Genomic DNA, 18,655 nt, shown 5'->3' on the forward strand with positions numbered 1-18,655 from the left:
GCCTATAAATCCGCCTTGCGCACGCCCGACGAATAGCGCTTTTCCAGCCACATCAGCACGAGATTGGACAGCGTCGTGATCACGAGATACACGGCGCCCGCCAGCAGCGTGAAAAAGAAGAACCGCAACGTGCCCTTGCCGGCGTCCTGCGCGGCCTTGACGACATCGGCGAGACCGATGATCGATACCAGCGCCGTCGCCTTCACCATCACCTGCCAGTTATTGCCGATGCCGGGGAGGGCGAAACGCATCATCTGCGGGAACATGATCCGCGAGAAGGTTTGCCACGGCGTCATGCCGTAGGCGGCGCCCGCTTCGAGCTGGCCGCGCGGCACGGAAAGAAAGGCGCCGCGGAAGGTCTCGGTGAAATACGCGCCGTAGATGAACCCGAGCACGATCACGCCGGCCACGAACGGATCGATATCGATCTGATCCCAGCCGAGCGCGTCGGTCAGGTGGTTCAGCCAGATCTGGATGCTGTAGAAGAGCAGCAGCATCAGCACGAGGTCGGGAACGCCGCGCACGAGCGTGGTGTAGACAGTGCCGACACCCGACGAAATGCGGTTTCTCGACAATTTCGCCGCCGCCCCGATCAGTCCGATCACAAATGCGAACACCAGCGACAAGACCGCCAGCTTGACGGTTTGCCATGTGCCCGAGAGGATGAGCGGCCCGTAGCCTTGCAGAAACATGGAGATTCCTTGGTGACGTGCGCGTGGGCTTGCGCCTTTTGCCTGCGCTTTTTGCTGTTCAACTGCGTCTCTTGCCTGCCCCGCCGCTTGAGCGCTTACCGGCTACGGCCCCAGGCGGTGCCTATTCTAGATGTCCAAAATTGGTGCGCAGCGTTCGAAAGGGCGCTGAAAAGACAAAATCGCCATCGGCCGGACCGGCGCGGCAGTGTGTCCGGAGCAACTTCTGGGCGCCTCCAGCCATCCGCCCGGCTTCGGCCGGTCCCGAAAAGGCCGGTATTCTACCCGAAGCCTTTGTGTCCGCGAGGACCGGCGCGGCTCAAGTGGGCTCGAGGCGGCTCGGGCCAGATCGATTACATGCATTTTCAGGACGGTGTGGTGCCTGCGCAGACAGTTGTTGCGGAGCGTGTGCGCCCTTACATTCTCTCCATCGCAACATCACAGGGAGTTCGAAATGTTTGAAATCCGACGCGCCAATGAACGCGGCCACGCCAACCACGGGTGGCTCGACTCGTATCACAGCTTCTCTTTTGCAGGCTACGACGATCCGGAGCACGTGCATTTCGGCGCGCTGCGGGTAATCAACGAAGACCGCGTCGCGGCGGGGCAGGGGTTCGGCACGCATGGGCACCGGGATATGGAGATCATCAGCTATGTTCTCGAAGGCGGTCTCGCGCACAAGGACAGCATGGGCAATGGTTCGACCATCCGTCCCGGCGATGTCCAGCGCATGAGCGCCGGCACGGGCGTACGGCATAGCGAATTCAACGGCTCGGCGACCGAGCCTGCGCATTTCCTGCAGATCTGGATCATTCCGGACGCAGCGGGCGATGCGCCGGGCTACGAAGAAAAGCATTTCGACGATGCCGAAAAACGCGGCCGCCTGCGGGTGATTGCATCGCCGCAAGGACGGGACGGCGCGGTGAAGCTGGGCGCAGACGCCGAGCTTTACGCCGGTCTCTTCGATGGCGACGAGCGCGCCGAATTCGATGTGCCCGCCGGCCGTCGTGTGTATGTGCACGTGGCGAGGGGAGCGATAGCGGTGAATGGCGAAGCGCTTTCAGCCGGCGACGCTGCCAAGATCGAGGATGTATCGAGGGTGACGCTCGACCGGGGAACCGGCGCTGAAGTCATCTTGTTCGATCTCGCCTGAGCCGGATCAACGCCCTGGCTTGTAGATGAAGAAAGGCCGTGGACCCAAAAGTCCACGGCCTTTTTACTGCGCGGCGATCTTGAAAGACGAATGCATCAAGGCATCAACGCATCAAGGCTGTACCGCCGATGCCCCGGCGCCCGGCGCGCCACGGCGCTGCTCCCAGCGCTGATGCATCTTCTCCTGACGCTCATGCATCTTCGCGAAACGCGCTTTCAGTGCCGAGCTGACCGTGGTCTTTTGCTGGTCATTCAGCGCGTTGTAGAAGTTCAGCCATGCGGCGCTGGTCTGGTCGCGCAACTGGGCGTTCTGCGCTTCGATCTTCTGATGCGCCGCGTACATTGCGTTCAGATCCAGGATGGGCTGGTTCTTCATGGATTCCATTTGCGAGCGCATTTGCTGATGGCTTGCGCGCATCGCTTCATGGTTTTGTTTCATGGTTTGCAACGCGGACTGCCACAGCTTTTCCTGGTCCGCGTTGAGATTCAACTGGCCGTGCAGCTTGTCCAGTTCCTTCTTCATGCGCATTTCCATTCCGTGCCCGCGATGACCGCCGGGGCCACCGGGACCGCCTTCGGTCATCATCATGCCCGGGCCGCCCGGGGGCGGCGCATCCGGCGTGGCCGCGCTGGCGACGTTGGCTGTACCTATGGACAGCGCGAGCGCCGCGGCGGTGATGGCGAGGAATCGGGACTGCTTCAACATGGCGTACTCCTTTTTGATTTGCGGAGCCCCATGGATTGATCCGGGCAGATGCCGGGATCAACCGGGGCTGATCCGAGTCTGGCAGCGTCGTCTCGGTCGTCGCGCCTTCGGTAAGACACAGCGTAGAGACTCGGCGCGATGCGCGTGTTACGAGCCGCCGCTGCGTTATTACGCCGGTTTACGCGTCGCTTTCGCGGTAACACCCGGTAACTGTTTACGGAGGGTTTGCGGCATCGGCTGGCCCGGACTGGCGTTAAACTGCGTCGCATGGCTACTCAAATACTTGTCGTCGACGACGACTCCGAACTGCGCGATCTCTTGCGCGACTATCTGGTCCGGCAGGGCATCGAGGTATCGGTGCTGCATGACGCAGGCACGCTCGAACGGCGACTCGAACGCGAGCGCCCCGATCTGATCGTGCTCGACCTCATGATGCCGGGTGTGGATGGACTGACCGCGTTGCGCAAGCTCCGCGCGTCGGGCGACGACATCCCCGTGATCATGCTGACCGCACGTGCTGACGACGTGGACCGCATTGTCGGACTCGAGCTCGGTGCGGACGATTATCTCGGCAAGCCGTTCAATCCGCGGGAATTGCTCGCGCGCGTGCAGGCTGTCCTGCGTCGCCGCCGAACCATTCCTTCAGCGGCGCCCGAGCAGCGGGAACCGTTTTCGTTCGGGCGTTTCCGGCTCGACTTCCAGTCGCGCACGCTGCATCAGGACGAGACGCCGCTCACATTGTCGGGCAGCGAATTCGCTCTGCTGAAGATTTTCGTCAATCACCCCATGCGCACGCTGACGCGTGAGCGCCTGCTCGAACTGCTGCACGGTCCGGAGTACGACGGCACCGACCGGGGTATCGACGTCCAGGTGTGGCGTCTGCGCCGGATTCTCGAAACCGATCCGTCCACGCCGCGCTTCATCCAGACGGTGCGCGGGCGCGGTTATGTGTTCGTGCCCGACGGCGAGCAAAATGCGTCGGCCCATTGATTCACTTTTTGGCCGGCTGGTGGTGCTGGTCATCGGCGTGCTGGTGTTGTCGCACGTCGCCTGGTTCGCCGTCATCCGGGTCGAGCGCGACCAGACCCAAACCCGCTACGCAGTAGAAGAGGCCACGTTCCTGGTCGACGCCGTGCGCCAGCACATCGCGAATTCGCCGGATCAGCCGTTGCCCTCCAGCGTGCACGTGGTCGCCCCGACCAGTCCCGAAGTACCGCGTCCCATTGCCGACGCCGATACCGATCGCGTACCGCCGCCGTTTGCGCGTTTCATTGAAGACTTGCGGGACCGCCTGCCCGATGGCACCGACGTCCGCGTCGGCGAGCCCGGTGGTCCCCCGAGCCTGTGGGTGCGCGGTGCACGCGACGCGAACTGGATCGTCGTGCCGGTCCAGCCGCTGCGTCCGCCGCGTTCGCGCGACCGCATGCTGCTGTGGCTTGCCATCATCTTTTCGACCGCCGTCATGGCGGCGCTCCTTGCCGCGTGGCAGCTCCAGACGCCGTTGCGTTCGCTGGCGCAAGCCGTCGGCCGGTTCGGCCGCGGCGAGCCCACGCCGCCGGTCCCGGAGCGCGGCCCGCGGGAATTGCGGCAACTGACGCACGGTTTCAACCAGATGGTGCGCGAAGTCGCGCAGGCGGAAAGCGATCGCGCGGTCATGCTCGCGGGCGTGGCGCACGATCTCAAGACGCCGCTTGCGCGGTTACGGCTGCGTGCCGAAATGATGGAAGAGGCGAAGCTGCGTGATGGCGTAGTGCGAGACGTGGACTCCATGGCGCATATCGTCGATCAATTCCTGGTGTTTGCGCACGATGGTACGGATCGCAGCGAACCGGTTGAAGTCGATCAGCAATGCGAGCGGATCGCGCGCAGCTACAGGGCGGTCGCGCCGGGCGCGCAGTCAATCCAGACGCGGCTCACGGCCGGACGCGGCTTTGCCTTGCCGGCGGCGACGCTTGACCGCCTGCTGTCGAATCTTCTCGATAACGCTCACGCCTATGGCGCACCGCCTATCGTGATCGAAACCCTGCGTGGGTCGAACGGCTGGGTTTTGCGTATCAGCGACAGTGGTGGCGGCATCGCCGCGCAGGATCTCGTGAAGGCCAGCCGGCCGTTTGTGCGGCTTGATCCGGCGCGCGGCGGCAGCGGCCATAGCGGGTTGGGGCTCGCCATTGTGGATCGGCTGGTGCGGCGGGCAGGCGGAGAGTGCGACATCCGCAACCGGGAAGAAGGCGGACTGGAGATCGCAATGACTTTCCCGTTCGATATCGTCGCAAAAGCGGCGGATCAACTGCATATCGACGGCGTGCTGAAACACGCCTGATGCGCGCCTGATTCGCCCGCGAGGCAGGGCGCGCCAAGGCGCCCTCGCCGGAAGCGCTCAGTCGAACAGCGTATTGAGGGCGGAAGCCGCTTCGCTGTCGACGGTGTTGTAGGTCACCGTGGCGGCCTCGAAAATATAATGCGTGGTGTATTTCCCCAGCCGTCCGAGGATCTCCTCCTGGATGACTTCAGGCGCGACATCGAGCCTCAAGTACCAGGTGGTGGACGAGAGCCGCGTCTGGAACGCGCCATACTCGGCCAGCAAGTGATCGAATGCTTCAGCGTCCTGATCGCGGCAGACAATGACCAGATTTCCCTTCATTCACCCCTCCTGAAAACGGCAGATATTCGACTTCGAATGTCGATAATACCTGCTGTCACGCCGCTTGCCCCACTAGACCTTTTGGCCGGTCCGTGCGTTCAGGCTGTCTCGGGATGACGCGGCATGGGCGGGATGGTGTCGGCGGGATGCACTTCGCTGCGGTCGCGGCCGCCCGATTTGGCCGCGTAGAGCGCAAGGTCGGCGCGCTTGAGCAGATTTTCGGCGGTGTCGCCGTCGCACAGGGCGGTGATGCCGATGCTTACGCTCAACGCGGTGTCATCGGGCAGATGGGCGCAATGCTCCTGGTTGAAGCGCTTGCGCAGGCGTTCGAGCACCGCGTGGGCATCGGCGAGAGACGTTTGCGGCAGCAGCAGGCCGAACTCCTCGCCACCAAGCCGGCCAACGCCATCGCTCGCGCGCAACTGTTCCTCGCACATCCGCACGAAATGCTCGAGCGCGCGGTCCCCGGTCGCGTGGCCGAAGCGGTCGTTGACCTGCTTGAAGTAGTCCAGGTCGGCAATGGCGACGGACAGCGGCGTGCCCGAGGAAGACGCGAGCTCCACTTCGCGGCGCAGGGTATCGAGGAAATATCGCCGCGACAAAGCGCCGGTCAGCGCATCATGCCGCGCTTCGGCCGAAAGCAGCGTATTGGCCGACTGCAACTGGTTCGCGAGATGCCGCGTCGCCCGATGCAGCCGGCGCTCGCGCAGATACGACACCGTAATCACCACGGCCAGGCCGACCACCCCGAGCGCCGTCAGGAACACGAGCAACTGGTCGCGCCGCTGGTTGCGCAAGATCTCGGACCAGTTCGGCAGCGGATGCACGATATGCGCCGCGAGCCCGGAATTGAGGCCGGTGCGTTCGTCATAAATCGCGGGCGCCGTGCCGTTGCTGGTGCTGAACAAGCCGCTCGAAAGCGTCGGCGACAGCCAGGGCGCGTCCGCCCGCACGCGCTCGCCTATATGGGTGATTCGCAAGGTCTGGAAATCTACGCGCCGGTAGGCATCGAGCCGCTCCGTGCGCGACATCTTCAGCACGGGTGAATCCGGCAGCACGCGGTTTTCGAGCTGGCTTTCATTGGCCATCACGACTACGCCGTTGCTGTCGGTCACGAACGTCCCGGCGCGCGCCACCCAATGCCGCAAGCGGTCGATGCTCACTTTCGCGATCACCGCGCCCACCAGAAAGCCGTCCCGGTAGATCGGCGTGGCGATGAAAATCCCCGGATCGCCGTTCGTCCGGCCGACGCCATAGGTCTCGTTGAACGCGCCGAGCAGCGCCTTCTGGATATACCCGCGCGCCCGCATGTCGACGCCGACAAAGCTGTTCGAATCGATGGCGTTGCTCGATGCCACGCAAAAGCCCTCGGTATCGACGACCCAGATGTAGTCGAGGCCCGTGAAGCCCCGCGCGTTGCGCAGGAAGTTATCGACTTTTTCCAGCGCGGGCGCGGCGAGCCACTTGACGCGCCGGTCGGCCGCCGTCGGCGCGGCGCTGGCGGAAAGACCGTGCTGCTGGACCAGCGCGAGCTGGATCATGTCCATCTCGGCGATCGTGGCGGGAATGGCGCGGGACATGGCGAGGTCGCTCGCGATGATCTGCGCGGTGTTATCGACGATGGACGCCGCCATTTGACGTTCCACCCGCATCGATGTGGCCAGTTCTTGCTGTACCATTCGGTCCGACACCAGTCCGGCTGCAACCCAGCACACGCATGCAAGCAACGCGCAGCAAAGCGTCGCTATCGCAAGGTGGAAGGTTGTCTTGTTCATCTGATCTGGCCTGTCTGACTGTCCCGCGGCCCCGCGCGACGAGCAATGTTATGAGTTTTGTGCCGGCACATGAGCATCTTACCGGGCGCGGCCGCGCGCGCCGATGGTACTTGCCCCAAGTGCTGTTGCTGAGCGCCGACAGTGGCGCCTGTTGCAAGAACATGTTTTGTCTGCGCAGGAACCGCGACCTCGTCCGGAGTCCCCTCAAGCCGGCTTTGGTTTGCCCCGGATGTTCCGATTGGACGACGTTTTCTTTCGTCCATCAAGTTTCTTATCGGCGGGAACGGGCTTTTCTTGAGCGATGCAGCGCGGTTTGACGATGCACCGGAACGCCCGCCAGATAACGAAACGTAAACCAGCAGGCTGCGGTTGTGCCTGAAACAAAGTTTGGTGTAGTGTCGTGCCGTCCTGAAAACAGGCATGGCGCTGACCGGCAAGATACAGACTTGGAAATACAGACGCCGGACGATGCCCTGAATCGGGCGCACCGGCCGCAACAAGCCTCAACGGAGAGGGCGTGTAATGGATTTTGGCTTCAATCTGACTCGCACGGCGAATGCTTCGGCGTGGCGTCTATTACCGAATCGCTGGGACTTCGTCGCGTTCCCGCTGATCATCTGCATCCTCGCGCTGACCGCGGTGGGCTTTCACGAGACGCTCGCACCCATCTCGACGCTGCAGACGCAGGCTATTTCGCTGGATCCGTCGAATCTGCCCGAGTACGCGTTACGCACCACGCTGCGCATGCTTGCCGCAATGGTCGCATCGCTCATCTTCACGCTAGTTTATGGCACGCTCGCGGCCAAGAGCCGGCGCGCGTCCATCGTGCTCGTGCCGATTCTCGACATCCTGCAGTCGGTGCCGGTGCTCGGCTATATCTCGTTTACGGTCACGTTTTTCCTCGCGTTGTTTCCCGGACGGGTGTTCGGCGCCGAACTCGCCGCGATCTTCGCCATCTTCACGAGCCAGGCCTGGAACATGACCTTCAGCTTCTACCAGTCGCTGCGTACGGTGCCGCGTGACCTGGACGAAGTCTCGCGCGGGTTTCACCTGACCAACTGGCAGCGCTTCTGGAAGCTCGAAGTGCCGTTCTCCATGCCGGGCCTCATCTGGAACATGATGATGTCGATGTCCGGCGGCTGGTTCTTCGTGGTCGCCTCCGAAGCGATCGTGGTGGGTAACCGGACCATCGTGCTGCCGGGTATCGGCGCGTATCTGGCGACGGCGATCGGCGAGCGCAATCTCGGCGCGATCGGCTGGGTGATCCTCGCCATGACCGTCGTGATCCTTGCCTACGATCAGCTCATGTTCCGTCCGCTGGTCGCATGGGCCGACAAGTTCCGCATGGAAAACACGAGCTCGGGCAACGTGCCTGAATCGTGGCTGCTCGACCTGATCCGGCGCACGCGGCTGATTCACCAGTTGCTGGTGCCGGCCGGCTGGCTCATCGGCAAGCTTGCGCGCGTGCCGCTGAAGCTGCCTTCGCTGCAGGGCGTGAAGCTGCCGCTGCTGGCGAGCGCCGCGTCCGTGTTTACAGCGACGCCCGGGAGAGCGCGCAATACTTCCCGCATTGGCGATATTGTCTGGGCGACGGTTGTCGTGGCGCTGACCGCGTTCGTGGTCTGGAAAGTAAGCGTCTTCGTTTCGTCCGGCGTGTCGTGGAGCGAAGTGGGGCATGTCTTCTGGCTCGGGCTGATCACGCTTTTCCGCGTCATGGTGCTGATCGCGATTGCGTCGGTGATCTGGGTGCCTGTCGGCGTGCTGATCGGGTTGCGGCCTGCGCTTGCGAGCAAGATCCAGCCGATTGCGCAATTCCTTGCGGCGTTTCCGGCGAACCTGCTGTTCCCGGTGTTTGTCGTGGTGATCGTGAAGTTCAACCTGAATCCGGATATCTGGCTTTCGCCGCTGATCGTGCTCGGCACGCAGTGGTATATCCTTTTCAACGTGATCGCTGGCGCTACGTCGTATCCAAACGATTATCGCGAGGCCGCCGCCAACTTCCAGATCAAAGGCTGGCAATGGTGGCGCCAGGCCATCTTGCCGGGCATCTTCCCGTATTACGTGACCGGCGCGATTACGGCGTCAGGCGGGGCGTGGAATGCGAGCATCGTGGCCGAAGCGGTATCGTGGGGCAATACGAAGATCGTGGCGCACGGGCTGGGCGCGTACATCGCGGAAAGCACGGTCAACGGCGATTATCCGAAGATCATTCTCGGGATCGCGGTGATGTCGCTGTTCGTCACGCTCTTCAACCGGTTGTTGTGGCGCCCGTTGTTCGCGTTCGCCGAAGCGCGCTTGCGGCTCGACTGAACGCCGCCGCCGGAACAAAGCCCTTCGAAATCCATAATGTCAGGTCGCCAGCGGCCACACCATTTTGTAATCAGCAACACGCGAGCGCCCATGCCAACGCAGACGAATCCTTCCAGCCAAACGCCGCCATCCGCACCCCCGCGCCTCGGCCGGGAAATCCTGCACGTCGATCAGGTCAGTCGCGGTTTCAACAAGACGCAGGGCGAGTTGCTCGTGCTCGAAGACGTCAACCTGAAGCTGCACGAAGGCGAGATCGTGGGTCTTCTCGGCCGATCGGGGTCGGGAAAATCGACGCTCCTGCGGATCATCGCGGGTTTGATCGAACCGACGGGCGGCCAGGTCACGTACCTGAACGAGCCGCTCAACGGCCCGGCGAAAGGCGTGGCGATGGTGTTTCAGACCTTCGCATTGTTTCCGTGGCTCACCGTGCTGCAGAACGTCGAGGCGGGGCTGGAAGCGCAGGGCGTTCCATCCAAAGAACGGCGCGAGCGCGCGCTGGCGGCAATCGACCTGATCGGTCTCGACGGCTTTGAAAACGCGTATCCGCGTGAGCTGTCAGGCGGGATGCGACAGCGGGTGGGTTTTGCGCGTGCGCTGGTCGTCGACCCGACGCTGCTCCTGATGGACGAACCGTTTTCCGCGCTCGACGTGCTGACCGCCGAGAACTTGCGTACCGACCTGCTCGATCTGTGGACGCAAGGCAAGATGCCGATCAAGTCGGTGCTGATCGTCACGCACAACATCGAGGAAGCGGTGTTCATGTGCGACCGGATTCTGGTGCTGGCATCGAATCCGGGTCGTGTCATGGCCGAGATTCGCGTGCCGTTCAAGCATCCGCGCAACCGTCTCGATCCCGCGTTCCGGCGCCTGGTCGACGATATCTACGCCAAGATGACCGCGCGTCAACTCGGCGAGGAAAAGAAGAAGGGGCTCGAGCTCAGTAGCTGGTTGCCGCAGGTGTCGACCAACCTGATGGCGGGTTTGATCGAGACACTGGCCGCCGACCCGTACCACGGCCGCGCCGACATGCCGGAGATCGCGCGGACGCTGCATCTGGAAGTGGACGATCTGTTCCCGGTCGCGGAAGTGTTGCAGCATCTCGGTTTCGCCGATGTCCGCGAAGGCGATATTTTCCTGACGCCGCCGGCGCGTGTGTTTGCCGAATTCGGTACGCAGGAACGCAAGATGATGTTCGCGGAGCATCTGCTGCGTCACGTGCCGCTCGCCGCCCGGATCAAGAAAGTGCTGAACGAGCGGCCGGGACATCGTGCGCCGCGTGTGCGCTTCGAGCAGGAACTGGAAGATTTTCTCTCCGATAAAGCCGCCGAGGAAACACTCGACGCCGTCATCAACTGGGGCCGTTATGGCGAGATCTTTTCGTATAACGACCAGACGGAGATCTTCAGCCTGGAAGACGTGGAGTCTTGATGCTGCGCGTAGTGCTTCAGTGAGATACGTGCCATCTGGCGCGGGATAAAAAAACGCGGTGCTTCTGGAAACAGATGCCGCGTTTTTTGCATGTGGACGTACCTGAAAAGGTAGCCGATAACGCGGTTCGCTTCGATCTCATGCACGGAATCCGCCGATTGCCCGTTCTGATGAAAACGTCCGCAACGATCGTTTCGCGCCGGGCGCAAACCCTTGTCCATTGTGGCTTCCAGCGTTTTCGGAAGACCGCTTCGAATCGCTTTTCACAAGATTGCCGAAGCGCAAAACGTACTCTACGCTGGGGAATCCGCCAACGCTGACGGCAAACAAGGAGCCTCCGAAGATGCGTCGACTGCGCTTGCCGTTATCACGCACGAGGCGTTTGTCGGAATTGACGATCGGCGTGACATGTCTGTTGCGCGTGCCGTCGGCGCTCGGCAGTTGCGATAACCTCGCGCCCGTCAGCGGTGAATCTGCCACGTGCGATTCGAGTCTGCCGAATCCATCCCTCACGGGTATCGCGGCGGCTGCCGGAAGCACGGGGGTCACCGTGCGCATCCAGCCGGGTGCAGGCATCAGCGTGAGCAGCAGCAACGCGGTCTTCGTGCGGGATTCGAGCACTGTCACGAACCTTGGCACGCTGCAGGTCAGCGGCGATACCTTCGACGCCATTACCTCGGAAGGCAGCCCGAACGGCTTCGGGCACAACACACTGACCAACGCAGGCGCGATTCATACGACCGGCGTCGAGTCGGAGGGCATGTACAACGGCTCTGCATCAGTCACTATGGTCAACGCCGTGGGCGGCGCGATCACCACGAGCGGAGCGAACTCGGCGGCAATGCTCGATGTGTCGGCGGCGGGAGGCGGGAAGCTGACCAACAACGGCACGCTTGCCACATCGGGCGACGACTCCTACGGCATGCTCGCCCAGACCTCCGGCGACGCGCTCGCGAACACCGGCTCGATCACGACGACCGGTTCACGCGCGTACGGCCTGTACGCCAATGGCGGCGCGCCGGGAAACAATACGCTGACAAACCACGGGTCCATCGATACATACGGGGTGAACGCGCACGGCATTGTCTCCGTGGATGCATCGCCCGGTCTTGTCACCAACACCGGGTCGATCGCCGCGCACGGCGCCGATGCGCTCGGCGCTTTTTTCGGGCAGAAGGTCACGCTCGTGAACGCAGCGGGGGCGCGGATAACGAGCGACCAGAGCAACGCCATCGATGCCAACAGTGGCGGCAGCTTTACGAATGCCGGAACGATTTCGGGCGGCAACGAGGGGATATCGATTGTCGGCGGCAATGCGGACATCGTGAACAGCGGCGTGCTTTCGGGCGGCGGCAATCTGGCGGTTTCATCGACGGGGCCGTATGCGATCACGATCACGAACACCGGGACTATATCGGGCGGCGGTGGTGTCGCGGTCTGGACCGATACCGGCACGAACACCTTCAAGATGAACGGCGGCACGGTGACCGGTCTGATCCGGCAAGGCGCCGGCGTCAACACGTTCGTGATGCAGGCGGGACAGGTCGATGACATCGATCAGGGCGGCCCGCAACCGCGTTTCACGCTGAGTGGCGGGCGCGTGACGGGCGGCCTGACGAACGGCGGCGTGGCGACGATTACTGGCGGGCGTATCGGCAGCGTCGGGTTGACGGCGGTGCAGAACACCTTCGCAATGTCGGGCGGTTCGATCGATGCAAACCTCACCGCGGGTTCCGGGGATACGTCCATGACGCTGTCCGGCGGGGTGATCGGCGGCGCGGTGACGCTTGGCAATGGCACGAACGCCATGACGGTATCGGGCGGTTCGATTGCCCAGGGTCTTGCCGTTGGGGACGGGCAGAATACGTTCAAATGGCTCGACGGCGGGGTGATCGGCGGTGCGGTCACGTTCGGCGCGGGACAGGCGGCGGCCACCTTGTCGAACCTGAGCGACGCGCAACTTGCGTCCACATCGATCTTCGATGCCGGCGCCGGCCGCGACACGCTCACGTTCGATCACGTCGACGCCACCGGGCTGAGCCGCTTCGTGAACTGGGAGAGCGTGGCGGTGACGAACGCGAGCCGCCTGACGCTCGATGCCCACGGCCTCACACTCGGCGATTCCGGAACGCGAACCGGCACGATCGATATCGACTCGTCGAGTTCGCTTGCCTGGAACGGCGCAGGAACGTCGGCGATCATGGCTGCCGTGGCAGGGGCACGCGTGACGATGAACAACGCTGGGATCATCGATCTGACGGGGAGCACGCGCAATACGCTCGTGGTGAGCGGCGACTATGCGGGGCGCGCGGGTCATTTGCTTGTGGACAGCGTCCTTGGCGCGGATGCTTCGCCGAGCGGAAAGCTGGTCATAGCGCAAGGCACCGCTACGGGCGATACATCGATTGGCGTGAGAAACGCGGGCGGCGCCGGCGCCCAGACGATCGCCGATGGAATCATGGTCGTGCAAACGCTTCAGGGCGCCACGACGGCGGCGACGGCATTCTCTCTGGCGAGTCCCGTCAAGGCGGGCGCCTATACGTACTATCTGTTTCGGGGCGGTGTTACGACAGGCACCGGGGATAACTGGTACTTGCGTTCCAGCATTCCGGCGGTGCCGCCTGTGCCGCCGGTCACTCCAGTGCCGCCCGTTACACTGGTCACGCCAGTACCACCGGTTGCACCTTCTGAGCCAACAACGCCTGTCGAGCCCGCTGCGCCAACCGAGCCTACGCCGCCACCTTCGATCGTGCCATCCGTGCCAACCGCGCCGGCGGAGCCGCAACCGCCTACCACAGCAACTCCCCTTTACCGCATCGAAGTCCCTCTCTACGCAGCAGTGCCAACGCTTACGCGCGAGCTTGTCATCGATCAGATCGGCACCTTCCACGACCGGCACGGCGACCAGTCGCAACTCGATGAAACCGGCACGCTGCCCGCGACCTGGGCCCGTGTCTGGGGAAACCACGCGCGCGTTGGCAGCGACACAGGCGTCGATGCGCATTTCAGCGGATTCACGGGCGGCACGCAGATTGGTCAGGACGTCTACGCAGATGCCACTGCGTCAGGAAATAGGAATCACTATGGCTTGCTGCTGGGCGCGGCGCGCGCTTCGGGCGATGTCACCGGCTTCGCGCTTGGCATGCCGTCGGTTCAGGCGGGCAGCGTCGCCGTGGATTCGGCGAGCGCGGGCGCGTACTGGACGCACATCGGCCCCGGTGGCTGGTATGCGGACACCATCGTGACTGGAAGCGCGCTGACGATCAAACCATCGTCGAACGACGGCCTTGCCGTGACCACGCATGGCCGGTCGATCGCGGGATCAGTGGAAGCAGGATTGCCGCTGGCTTTGCTGGCCGGACTGAGCATCGAGTCGCAGGCGCAGGTCATCTGGCAGCATGTGTCCATCAACGATATAAATGACGGCATCTCGACCGTCAGCTTCAGCAACCCGAGTTCGTTCGCCGCCCGTCTGGGACTGCGCGTATCGGGGCGCTGGCAAGCGGGCAGGGTGGCGTTGCAGCCTTATGCGCGCGTCAATCTATGGCGTTATTTCGATGCATCGAGCAACGTGGTCTTCGGAGAAACCACAACGATCCCGGCGCAGTCATCGGCGACGCTGGCCGATTTTCAAACCGGCGTCGCGATCGACGTCAGCGCGCGGGGCAGCCTGTTTGCGAACGTCCATTACGCAATGAACGTGGGCGGCGCCACGCGCGCCACAATAGGCGGCGATGCTGGCGTACGCTGGCGTTGGTGAACGGCTGGGCGCACGGCCAATCTCGCAGACAAGTTACTGCAGATTGCCCCAGCGCGCGACGGCCGGTTCCGCCGATGCCCACTTCCACGCGCCGCCATTGTCATTGCCCTTGCAAGCCTGGGCGACGAACCAGTCCTGATGTGCGTCGGCCTTGTTGCCATCGGCCACCGAGAACGCGAACTCGCGGCATGTCGCAAGCGCGCTGGTGAACTCCCGCAGTACTCGGACATTGCCGTGGCCATTTTCCACCGGCAGCGTGTGCTTGACGCTCCAGGTTTTTTCATCGCCTATGGGAAGGTCGCCCGCCGTCGTCGCAATGGCGATCTGCTGGTCGCTGTGCAGGCGCTTCATGAGGCGCGCGATGGCTTCGTCGGTCGCGGCCTGCACTACGATGCCCACGCCGAAACCGATTGCCGGGTTGCTCGTGACCACGCCCGTCGATACGCCCGCGGCCGCGCCGGCTGCCGCGCCAATCGATCCACAGCCGCTCATGAATACGCAGCTCGCAGCAGCGCCGGCCGCGAGCATCAGGCTCAGACCGGGCCTCATTGCAGCGCGCCCCAACGCGGCGTGGCAGGTTCCGCCGACGCCCACTTCCACGTCTGTCCGTCGCGGCAGATGGAGGCTACGTAGAAGCCGCTGTCGGCGGGCTTGTCCTTCACGGCGTCGGTGTCCACCGAGAACACGATTTCCTTGCAATCGAGCGTGCCGGTACTGATGGTACGGCTGACCGTCACGCGGCCTTTTTCATCCGGCTCGATGGGCACGGTATGCACCGCAGCCCATTGCGCTATGGCCCCGACTGCGAGCGGTCCGGCCGCGCCTGCGATACGGTCCTGCGTATAGGTGTGCATTACCCGCTGGCTGTATTGCACACCGGCTCTGGCGGCAGCAACGGCGCCCAGGCCGATACCCGTCGCGACGGCAGCATTGCTGGTCACGGCGCCGGCGATCGCCGCACCACCGATACCCGCGCCTGCCACAGCGCCTTCGCTATACAGCGAGTTGCAACCCGAAAGGGTGAAACACGCGATGGCTCCCATCAGGAGCGTTGCCATTGCCGCGGCGTGAGTCGGACGCCGGTAAATCGTTTTCTGCATGATGCTGTTCCTTCCTCGCCTTTCTCTATTCTTTCGATGACGGCAACCGGCTTCTTCGCGCAGACCTTGAGCGCAAAAGACCTAGCAAACGGAGCGCCCGGGCATTTTGAATGACGTAACAAGGAGGTGGGCAAAGAAATTTGCAAGAAATTGCAAATAAGGGGAACGTGCCGCTTCAAATGAAAAACTGGCGTGACAGTTGGGGCGAAGTCGATGGATCGCGGGAGGATCCATCGACGTAGCGAGCATTGGCTTGCATTCAGCCTTCATTCCCGGCGGGCGCCGACGGCTCCGCTTCACCGCCTTCGTCATCGTAAGCACCAAGGCGGTTATAGAGGGTCTTCAGACTTACGCCCAAGGCTTTGGCGGCCCGGCGTTTGTCGCCGCCGCAATGCTTGAGCGTGCCGAGGATGATCTGCTTTTGCGCATCGGCGAGCGGTGTGCCTACCCAGACGTTCATGGCATCGCCCTGCGTTATAGGTTTCTTCACCCGCGACGCCAGATGCGGATGCGCAATCTCCACCGTTTTCTCGGCAAGAATGAACGCGCGATACACCGTGTTCTTCAACTCGCGCACGTTGCCCGGCCACGAGTATGTGCGCAGCATGTCGATCGCGCGTTTGCTGAACGACTTGTTGGTGCCTTCCTGCGCGTTCATCTCGGCGAGAAAATGCTGCGCAAGAAATTCGCGGTCGCTGTCGCGTTCACGCAGCGGCGGCGCGCGCAATGGAAACACGGCCAGCCGATACATCAAGTCTTCACGCAGGCCATTCTCCTTGACCGCCACGATCGGGTCGCGATTGGTCGCGGCGATCACACGGACATCGGAGTGGATCAGCTCATTACCGCCGACTCGAAAGAACGTTCCGGTTTCAAGTGCGCGTAACAGCTTCACTTGCCGCACCGGCGACATCTCGGTCACTTCATCCAGGAACAGCGTTCCGCCATTCGCATGTTCGAAATAACCAAGGCGTCCTTGGACCGCGCCGGTGAAACTCCCTTTTTCGTGCCCGAAGAGTTCCGGCTCGATAAGATTATCGGGAATAGCGCCGCAATTGACCGCAACGAACGGGGCATCGCGCCGGGCGCTTTGATCGTGAATGGTACGAGCAATGAGTTCCTTGCCGGTTCCCGATTCACCGATGATCAGCGCCGTGGCATCAGTTGCGGCCACGCGTTCTATCTGCGAGTAAAGCTCCATCATCACGGGCGATGAACCGTACAGAAGTCCAAATGACTTCAACCCGGCAATCTCTCCCGCGTTACGTTTCTTCTGCGATGGCGTATCGCCGGAGGCGACGGCCGGCGAGTCCAGATCGGTTGACGCCATGAGTCTTTAAGTCCTGCAAATGTTGTTTGGGCGACAGGGTTTGGCCGGGCGCCAGGACAAGGCGGCAGCACAGTGTTGCGCTGATTCCCGCCCTGTTGGTGGCAGGAGGCAGCTTCGGCCCCACTATCGCTCAGGGTGACGAAGCATCGTTTAATGGCAGCAGGCCTGGACATTTCAATGAAAGCCGCAAGCGTGCAACTCATCTCGTAATCCGTATTTAACCATCCGCAACGACTTAGCGGCAACGTGCTTTGTTCTGCTTGAGTAATCGCAACACGATTAGCCGCGCGGTACGCCATATTGCGCGCAAACTCCGGAAACCTTCACCGATACCTTGCCTCATTTACACGCGCTGTACGTAATTGTTACGTGCGTCCGGGTATTCACACGCGCGCAATCGATGCAACCCGGCCCGCAATGACTCATCACAAACCGGCTTCGGTCGATATGGCACGGTTTCTGCGTAGCACGTGGCATCTGCGAACGAACGGCCGTGACCCGGCACAGACAGCCATGGAAGATTCCTTGCATTTCGACATCCACGTGCCACAGCGCGCCCGTCCAGTACGCCGTGCACGTGCGCCGCAGCGCGCCGATGAGCGTCCGGAACTCCTGGCGGCCGAGCCGATCAACGTATATCACTGGGCCGCCGTGGCGCTCGTGACCGCGCTCATGTGCGTGGTGATGGCATGGGCTGCGGGCACACCGGCACTTTCCCGCGCAGCGGGCGTGACGAGTTTCGTGTTCGCCGCGCTCGGCAGCGCGCTCGTCCTGGGCGGCATGCTGCGAACGTTGCGTACGCGCCGGGACGCATCCACATCATGATCGGCGCATCGGCGACCGATCGACCACAAGTCAATGGCAAGGGGTTTCAAAACATGAGTCAAACGACAGTCCAGATCTCTTTGGGCAAGCAGAAGATCATCGAGGACATCAAGGTCTTGTTGAACGATTCCGAGGAACTGGTGCGCCTGAGCGCATCGTTGCCGGCTGAAGGCGTGGACGCCCTGCGCACCCGTCTGCGCGACCACGTCGATACCGCCCGCCACGCGCTGGAAGCTGCGCAAGCGGGCGCGCAGGACAAGTACCGCGCGAGCCTCGATGGCACCGTCCGCTACACGCGTGATAACCCTTGGCAGGCGCTCGGCATTGCGGCGGGCATCGGCTTTCTGGTGGGCGTCATCGTTTCGCGATAGAACGTATGCAGTCCCCGATCATCTGAATACAAGGAGAGAAACAATGGCACGACCGAAGATCGGCTTGTTTGGCGCGTTGTTCGCAGTGGGCAGCGTGCTCGCATGGAAATGGGCGCAAACGAAACGCGATACCGTAAAACGCACCCCGCGCGACCTGACGCGCTGGGAAGACGAGGGCGGCAAGGTGGTCACGCCTTCAACTGCAACGGCTTCAGGGCAGCCCGTTGCGGCACGGCCAGCCAACGGCAGCAACGGAGCCTTGGGTGGAACGCCGGACGCGTGGCACTTTCCGCACAGTTAAGTGAATGTGCGCGGGTCTCGAAACAGGCTCGAAGCATGACCGAAACGCACGCCCTGGCGTGCGTTTTATCTTGATAAAGCCTTATAATCGATGTACTCACTGCAATAACCGCGCTGTATGGCAATTATTGCGGGTGCAGTGACATGCCAGTTAATCAATCGGAAAGATTTTCATCTTTCGGCGTGCTTGAGTTCAATCGGTGCGCATTCGGCCTGGCGGGCGGAGCCTTCATCGTTCTACGTGTTCAAGTATGACGATGTGTGGCCG

Annotated in this window: 16 protein-coding genes; 9 read left to right on the forward strand and 7 right to left on the reverse strand. The window is 62.5% G+C overall.

Annotation, left to right across the window (positions count from 1 at the left end):
* Positions 1-2: 2 nt before the first annotated feature.
* On the reverse strand, positions 3-692 hold the full coding sequence (locus tag AX768_RS04160; protein WP_061998913.1) for an ABC transporter permease: 690 nt from the start codon (positions 690-692) through the stop codon (positions 3-5).
* A 451-nt stretch (positions 693-1,143) separates the two neighbouring features.
* Between AX768_RS04160 and AX768_RS04165 the strand changes: the two genes are divergently transcribed.
* On the forward strand, positions 1,144-1,842 hold the full coding sequence (locus tag AX768_RS04165) for a pirin family protein (protein WP_061998914.1): 699 nt from the start codon (positions 1,144-1,146) through the stop codon (positions 1,840-1,842).
* Positions 1,843-1,953: 111 nt separating this feature from the next.
* Here AX768_RS04165 and AX768_RS04170 read toward each other — a convergent pair whose 3' ends face one another.
* Complete coding sequence (locus AX768_RS04170) at positions 1,954-2,547, reverse strand: periplasmic heavy metal sensor (protein WP_061998915.1); 594 nt, start codon at positions 2,545-2,547, stop codon at positions 1,954-1,956.
* Between the two features lie 267 nt (positions 2,548-2,814).
* On the opposite strand from AX768_RS04170, the gene AX768_RS04175 reads away from it, so the two are divergent.
* Together AX768_RS04175 and AX768_RS04180 are read left to right on the forward strand one after the other, a co-directional pair.
* Positions 2,815-3,537: a response regulator gene (locus AX768_RS04175; RefSeq protein WP_031362548.1), complete on the forward strand. Its 723-nt coding sequence runs from the start codon at positions 2,815-2,817 to the stop codon at positions 3,535-3,537.
* A complete protein-coding gene (locus AX768_RS04180; protein ID WP_061998916.1) occupies positions 3,521-4,867 on the forward strand; it encodes an ATP-binding protein in 1,347 nt (448 codons plus the stop codon). Before AX768_RS04175 ends, AX768_RS04180 begins: the two co-directional genes overlap by 17 nt.
* A gap of 57 nt (positions 4,868-4,924) precedes the next feature.
* On the opposite strand, the gene AX768_RS04185 is transcribed toward AX768_RS04180, so the two are convergent.
* Positions 4,925-5,188, reverse strand: a complete 264-nt coding sequence (locus tag AX768_RS04185; protein WP_056352150.1) for a double-stranded DNA-specific endonuclease — start codon at positions 5,186-5,188, stop codon at positions 4,925-4,927.
* 98 nt (positions 5,189-5,286) lie between these two features.
* The gene (locus tag AX768_RS04190; protein WP_061998917.1) at positions 5,287-6,963 is read right to left on the reverse strand and encodes a sensor domain-containing diguanylate cyclase; all 1,677 of its coding nucleotides are present in this window, start codon (positions 6,961-6,963) and stop codon (positions 5,287-5,289) included.
* A gap of 522 nt (positions 6,964-7,485) precedes the next feature.
* On the opposite strand from AX768_RS04190, the gene AX768_RS04195 reads away from it, so the two are divergent.
* From AX768_RS04195 to AX768_RS04205, 3 genes are all read left to right on the forward strand, one after another.
* Positions 7,486-9,273 carry an ABC transporter permease gene (locus tag AX768_RS04195; protein WP_061998918.1) on the forward strand — a complete coding sequence of 596 codons (1,788 nt, stop codon included), beginning with the start codon at positions 7,486-7,488 and terminating at the stop codon, positions 9,271-9,273.
* Between the two features lie 90 nt (positions 9,274-9,363).
* A complete protein-coding gene (locus AX768_RS04200; RefSeq protein ID WP_061998919.1) occupies positions 9,364-10,701 on the forward strand; it encodes an ABC transporter ATP-binding protein in 1,338 nt (445 codons plus the stop codon).
* Between the two features lie 343 nt (positions 10,702-11,044).
* Entirely contained in the window at positions 11,045-14,461 is a 3,417-nt protein-coding gene (locus tag AX768_RS04205; protein WP_155524179.1) for an autotransporter outer membrane beta-barrel domain-containing protein, read from the forward strand.
* Positions 14,462-14,494: 33 nt separating this feature from the next.
* Here the strand turns inward: AX768_RS04205 and AX768_RS04210 are convergent, their stop codons facing one another.
* The 3 genes from AX768_RS04210 to AX768_RS04220 all read right to left on the reverse strand — a co-directional run bounded on the left by AX768_RS04210 (position 14,495) and on the right by AX768_RS04220 (position 16,891).
* Complete coding sequence (locus AX768_RS04210) at positions 14,495-15,010, reverse strand: hypothetical protein (RefSeq protein WP_062000754.1); 516 nt, start codon at positions 15,008-15,010, stop codon at positions 14,495-14,497.
* On the reverse strand, positions 15,007-15,561 hold the full coding sequence (locus AX768_RS04215) for a hypothetical protein (RefSeq protein WP_061998921.1): 555 nt from the start codon (positions 15,559-15,561) through the stop codon (positions 15,007-15,009). The genes AX768_RS04210 and AX768_RS04215 overlap by 4 nt, the downstream gene beginning before the upstream one ends.
* A gap of 259 nt (positions 15,562-15,820) precedes the next feature.
* On the reverse strand, positions 15,821-16,891 hold the full coding sequence (locus tag AX768_RS04220; RefSeq protein WP_061998922.1) for a sigma-54 interaction domain-containing protein: 1,071 nt from the start codon (positions 16,889-16,891) through the stop codon (positions 15,821-15,823).
* 513 nt (positions 16,892-17,404) lie between these two features.
* Here AX768_RS04220 and AX768_RS04225 point away from each other — a divergent pair.
* From AX768_RS04225 to AX768_RS04235, 3 genes are read left to right on the forward strand one after another with little or no spacing between them, the layout of a single operon-like run.
* On the forward strand, positions 17,405-17,716 hold the full coding sequence (locus AX768_RS04225) for a hypothetical protein (protein WP_062000755.1): 312 nt from the start codon (positions 17,405-17,407) through the stop codon (positions 17,714-17,716).
* 53 nt (positions 17,717-17,769) lie between these two features.
* The gene (locus tag AX768_RS04230; protein WP_062000756.1) at positions 17,770-18,087 is read left to right on the forward strand and encodes a DUF883 family protein; all 318 of its coding nucleotides are present in this window, start codon (positions 17,770-17,772) and stop codon (positions 18,085-18,087) included.
* Positions 18,088-18,130: 43 nt separating this feature from the next.
* Positions 18,131-18,388 carry a hypothetical protein gene (locus AX768_RS04235; protein ID WP_061998923.1) on the forward strand — a complete coding sequence of 86 codons (258 nt, stop codon included), beginning with the start codon at positions 18,131-18,133 and terminating at the stop codon, positions 18,386-18,388.
* Positions 18,389-18,655: the final 267 nt, after the last annotated feature.

This window comes from Burkholderia sp. PAMC 28687, assembly GCF_001577465.1.
Taxonomy (GTDB): domain Bacteria; phylum Pseudomonadota; class Gammaproteobacteria; order Burkholderiales; family Burkholderiaceae; genus Caballeronia.

Bases quoted from the DNA above. Each gene is read 5' to 3' on its own strand.
- AX768_RS04230 (WP_062000756.1), top strand. From the start codon at position 17,770: ATGAGTCAAACGACAGTCCAGATCTCTTTGGGCAAGCAGAAGATCATC.
- AX768_RS04225 (WP_062000755.1), top strand. From the start codon at position 17,405: ATGGAAGATTCCTTGCATTTCGACATCCACGTGCCACAGCGCGCCCGT.
- AX768_RS04160 (WP_061998913.1), bottom strand. From the start codon at position 692: ATGTTTCTGCAAGGCTACGGGCCGCTCATCCTCTCGGGCACATGGCAA.
- AX768_RS04185 (WP_056352150.1), bottom strand. From the start codon at position 5,188: ATGAAGGGAAATCTGGTCATTGTCTGCCGCGATCAGGACGCTGAAGCA.
- AX768_RS04235 (WP_061998923.1), top strand. From the start codon at position 18,131: ATGGCACGACCGAAGATCGGCTTGTTTGGCGCGTTGTTCGCAGTGGGC.
- AX768_RS04190 (WP_061998917.1), bottom strand. From the start codon at position 6,963: ATGAACAAGACAACCTTCCACCTTGCGATAGCGACGCTTTGCTGCGCG.
- AX768_RS04175 (WP_031362548.1), top strand. From the start codon at position 2,815: ATGGCTACTCAAATACTTGTCGTCGACGACGACTCCGAACTGCGCGAT.
- AX768_RS04205 (WP_155524179.1), top strand. From the start codon at position 11,045: ATGCGTCGACTGCGCTTGCCGTTATCACGCACGAGGCGTTTGTCGGAA.
- AX768_RS04220 (WP_061998922.1), bottom strand. From the start codon at position 16,891: ATGGCGTCAACCGATCTGGACTCGCCGGCCGTCGCCTCCGGCGATACG.
- AX768_RS04200 (WP_061998919.1), top strand. From the start codon at position 9,364: ATGCCAACGCAGACGAATCCTTCCAGCCAAACGCCGCCATCCGCACCC.
- AX768_RS04215 (WP_061998921.1), bottom strand. From the start codon at position 15,561: ATGCAGAAAACGATTTACCGGCGTCCGACTCACGCCGCGGCAATGGCA.
- AX768_RS04170 (WP_061998915.1), bottom strand. From the start codon at position 2,547: ATGTTGAAGCAGTCCCGATTCCTCGCCATCACCGCCGCGGCGCTCGCG.
- AX768_RS04180 (WP_061998916.1), top strand. From the start codon at position 3,521: ATGCGTCGGCCCATTGATTCACTTTTTGGCCGGCTGGTGGTGCTGGTC.
- AX768_RS04195 (WP_061998918.1), top strand. From the start codon at position 7,486: ATGGATTTTGGCTTCAATCTGACTCGCACGGCGAATGCTTCGGCGTGG.
- AX768_RS04165 (WP_061998914.1), top strand. From the start codon at position 1,144: ATGTTTGAAATCCGACGCGCCAATGAACGCGGCCACGCCAACCACGGG.
- AX768_RS04210 (WP_062000754.1), bottom strand. From the start codon at position 15,010: ATGAGGCCCGGTCTGAGCCTGATGCTCGCGGCCGGCGCTGCTGCGAGC.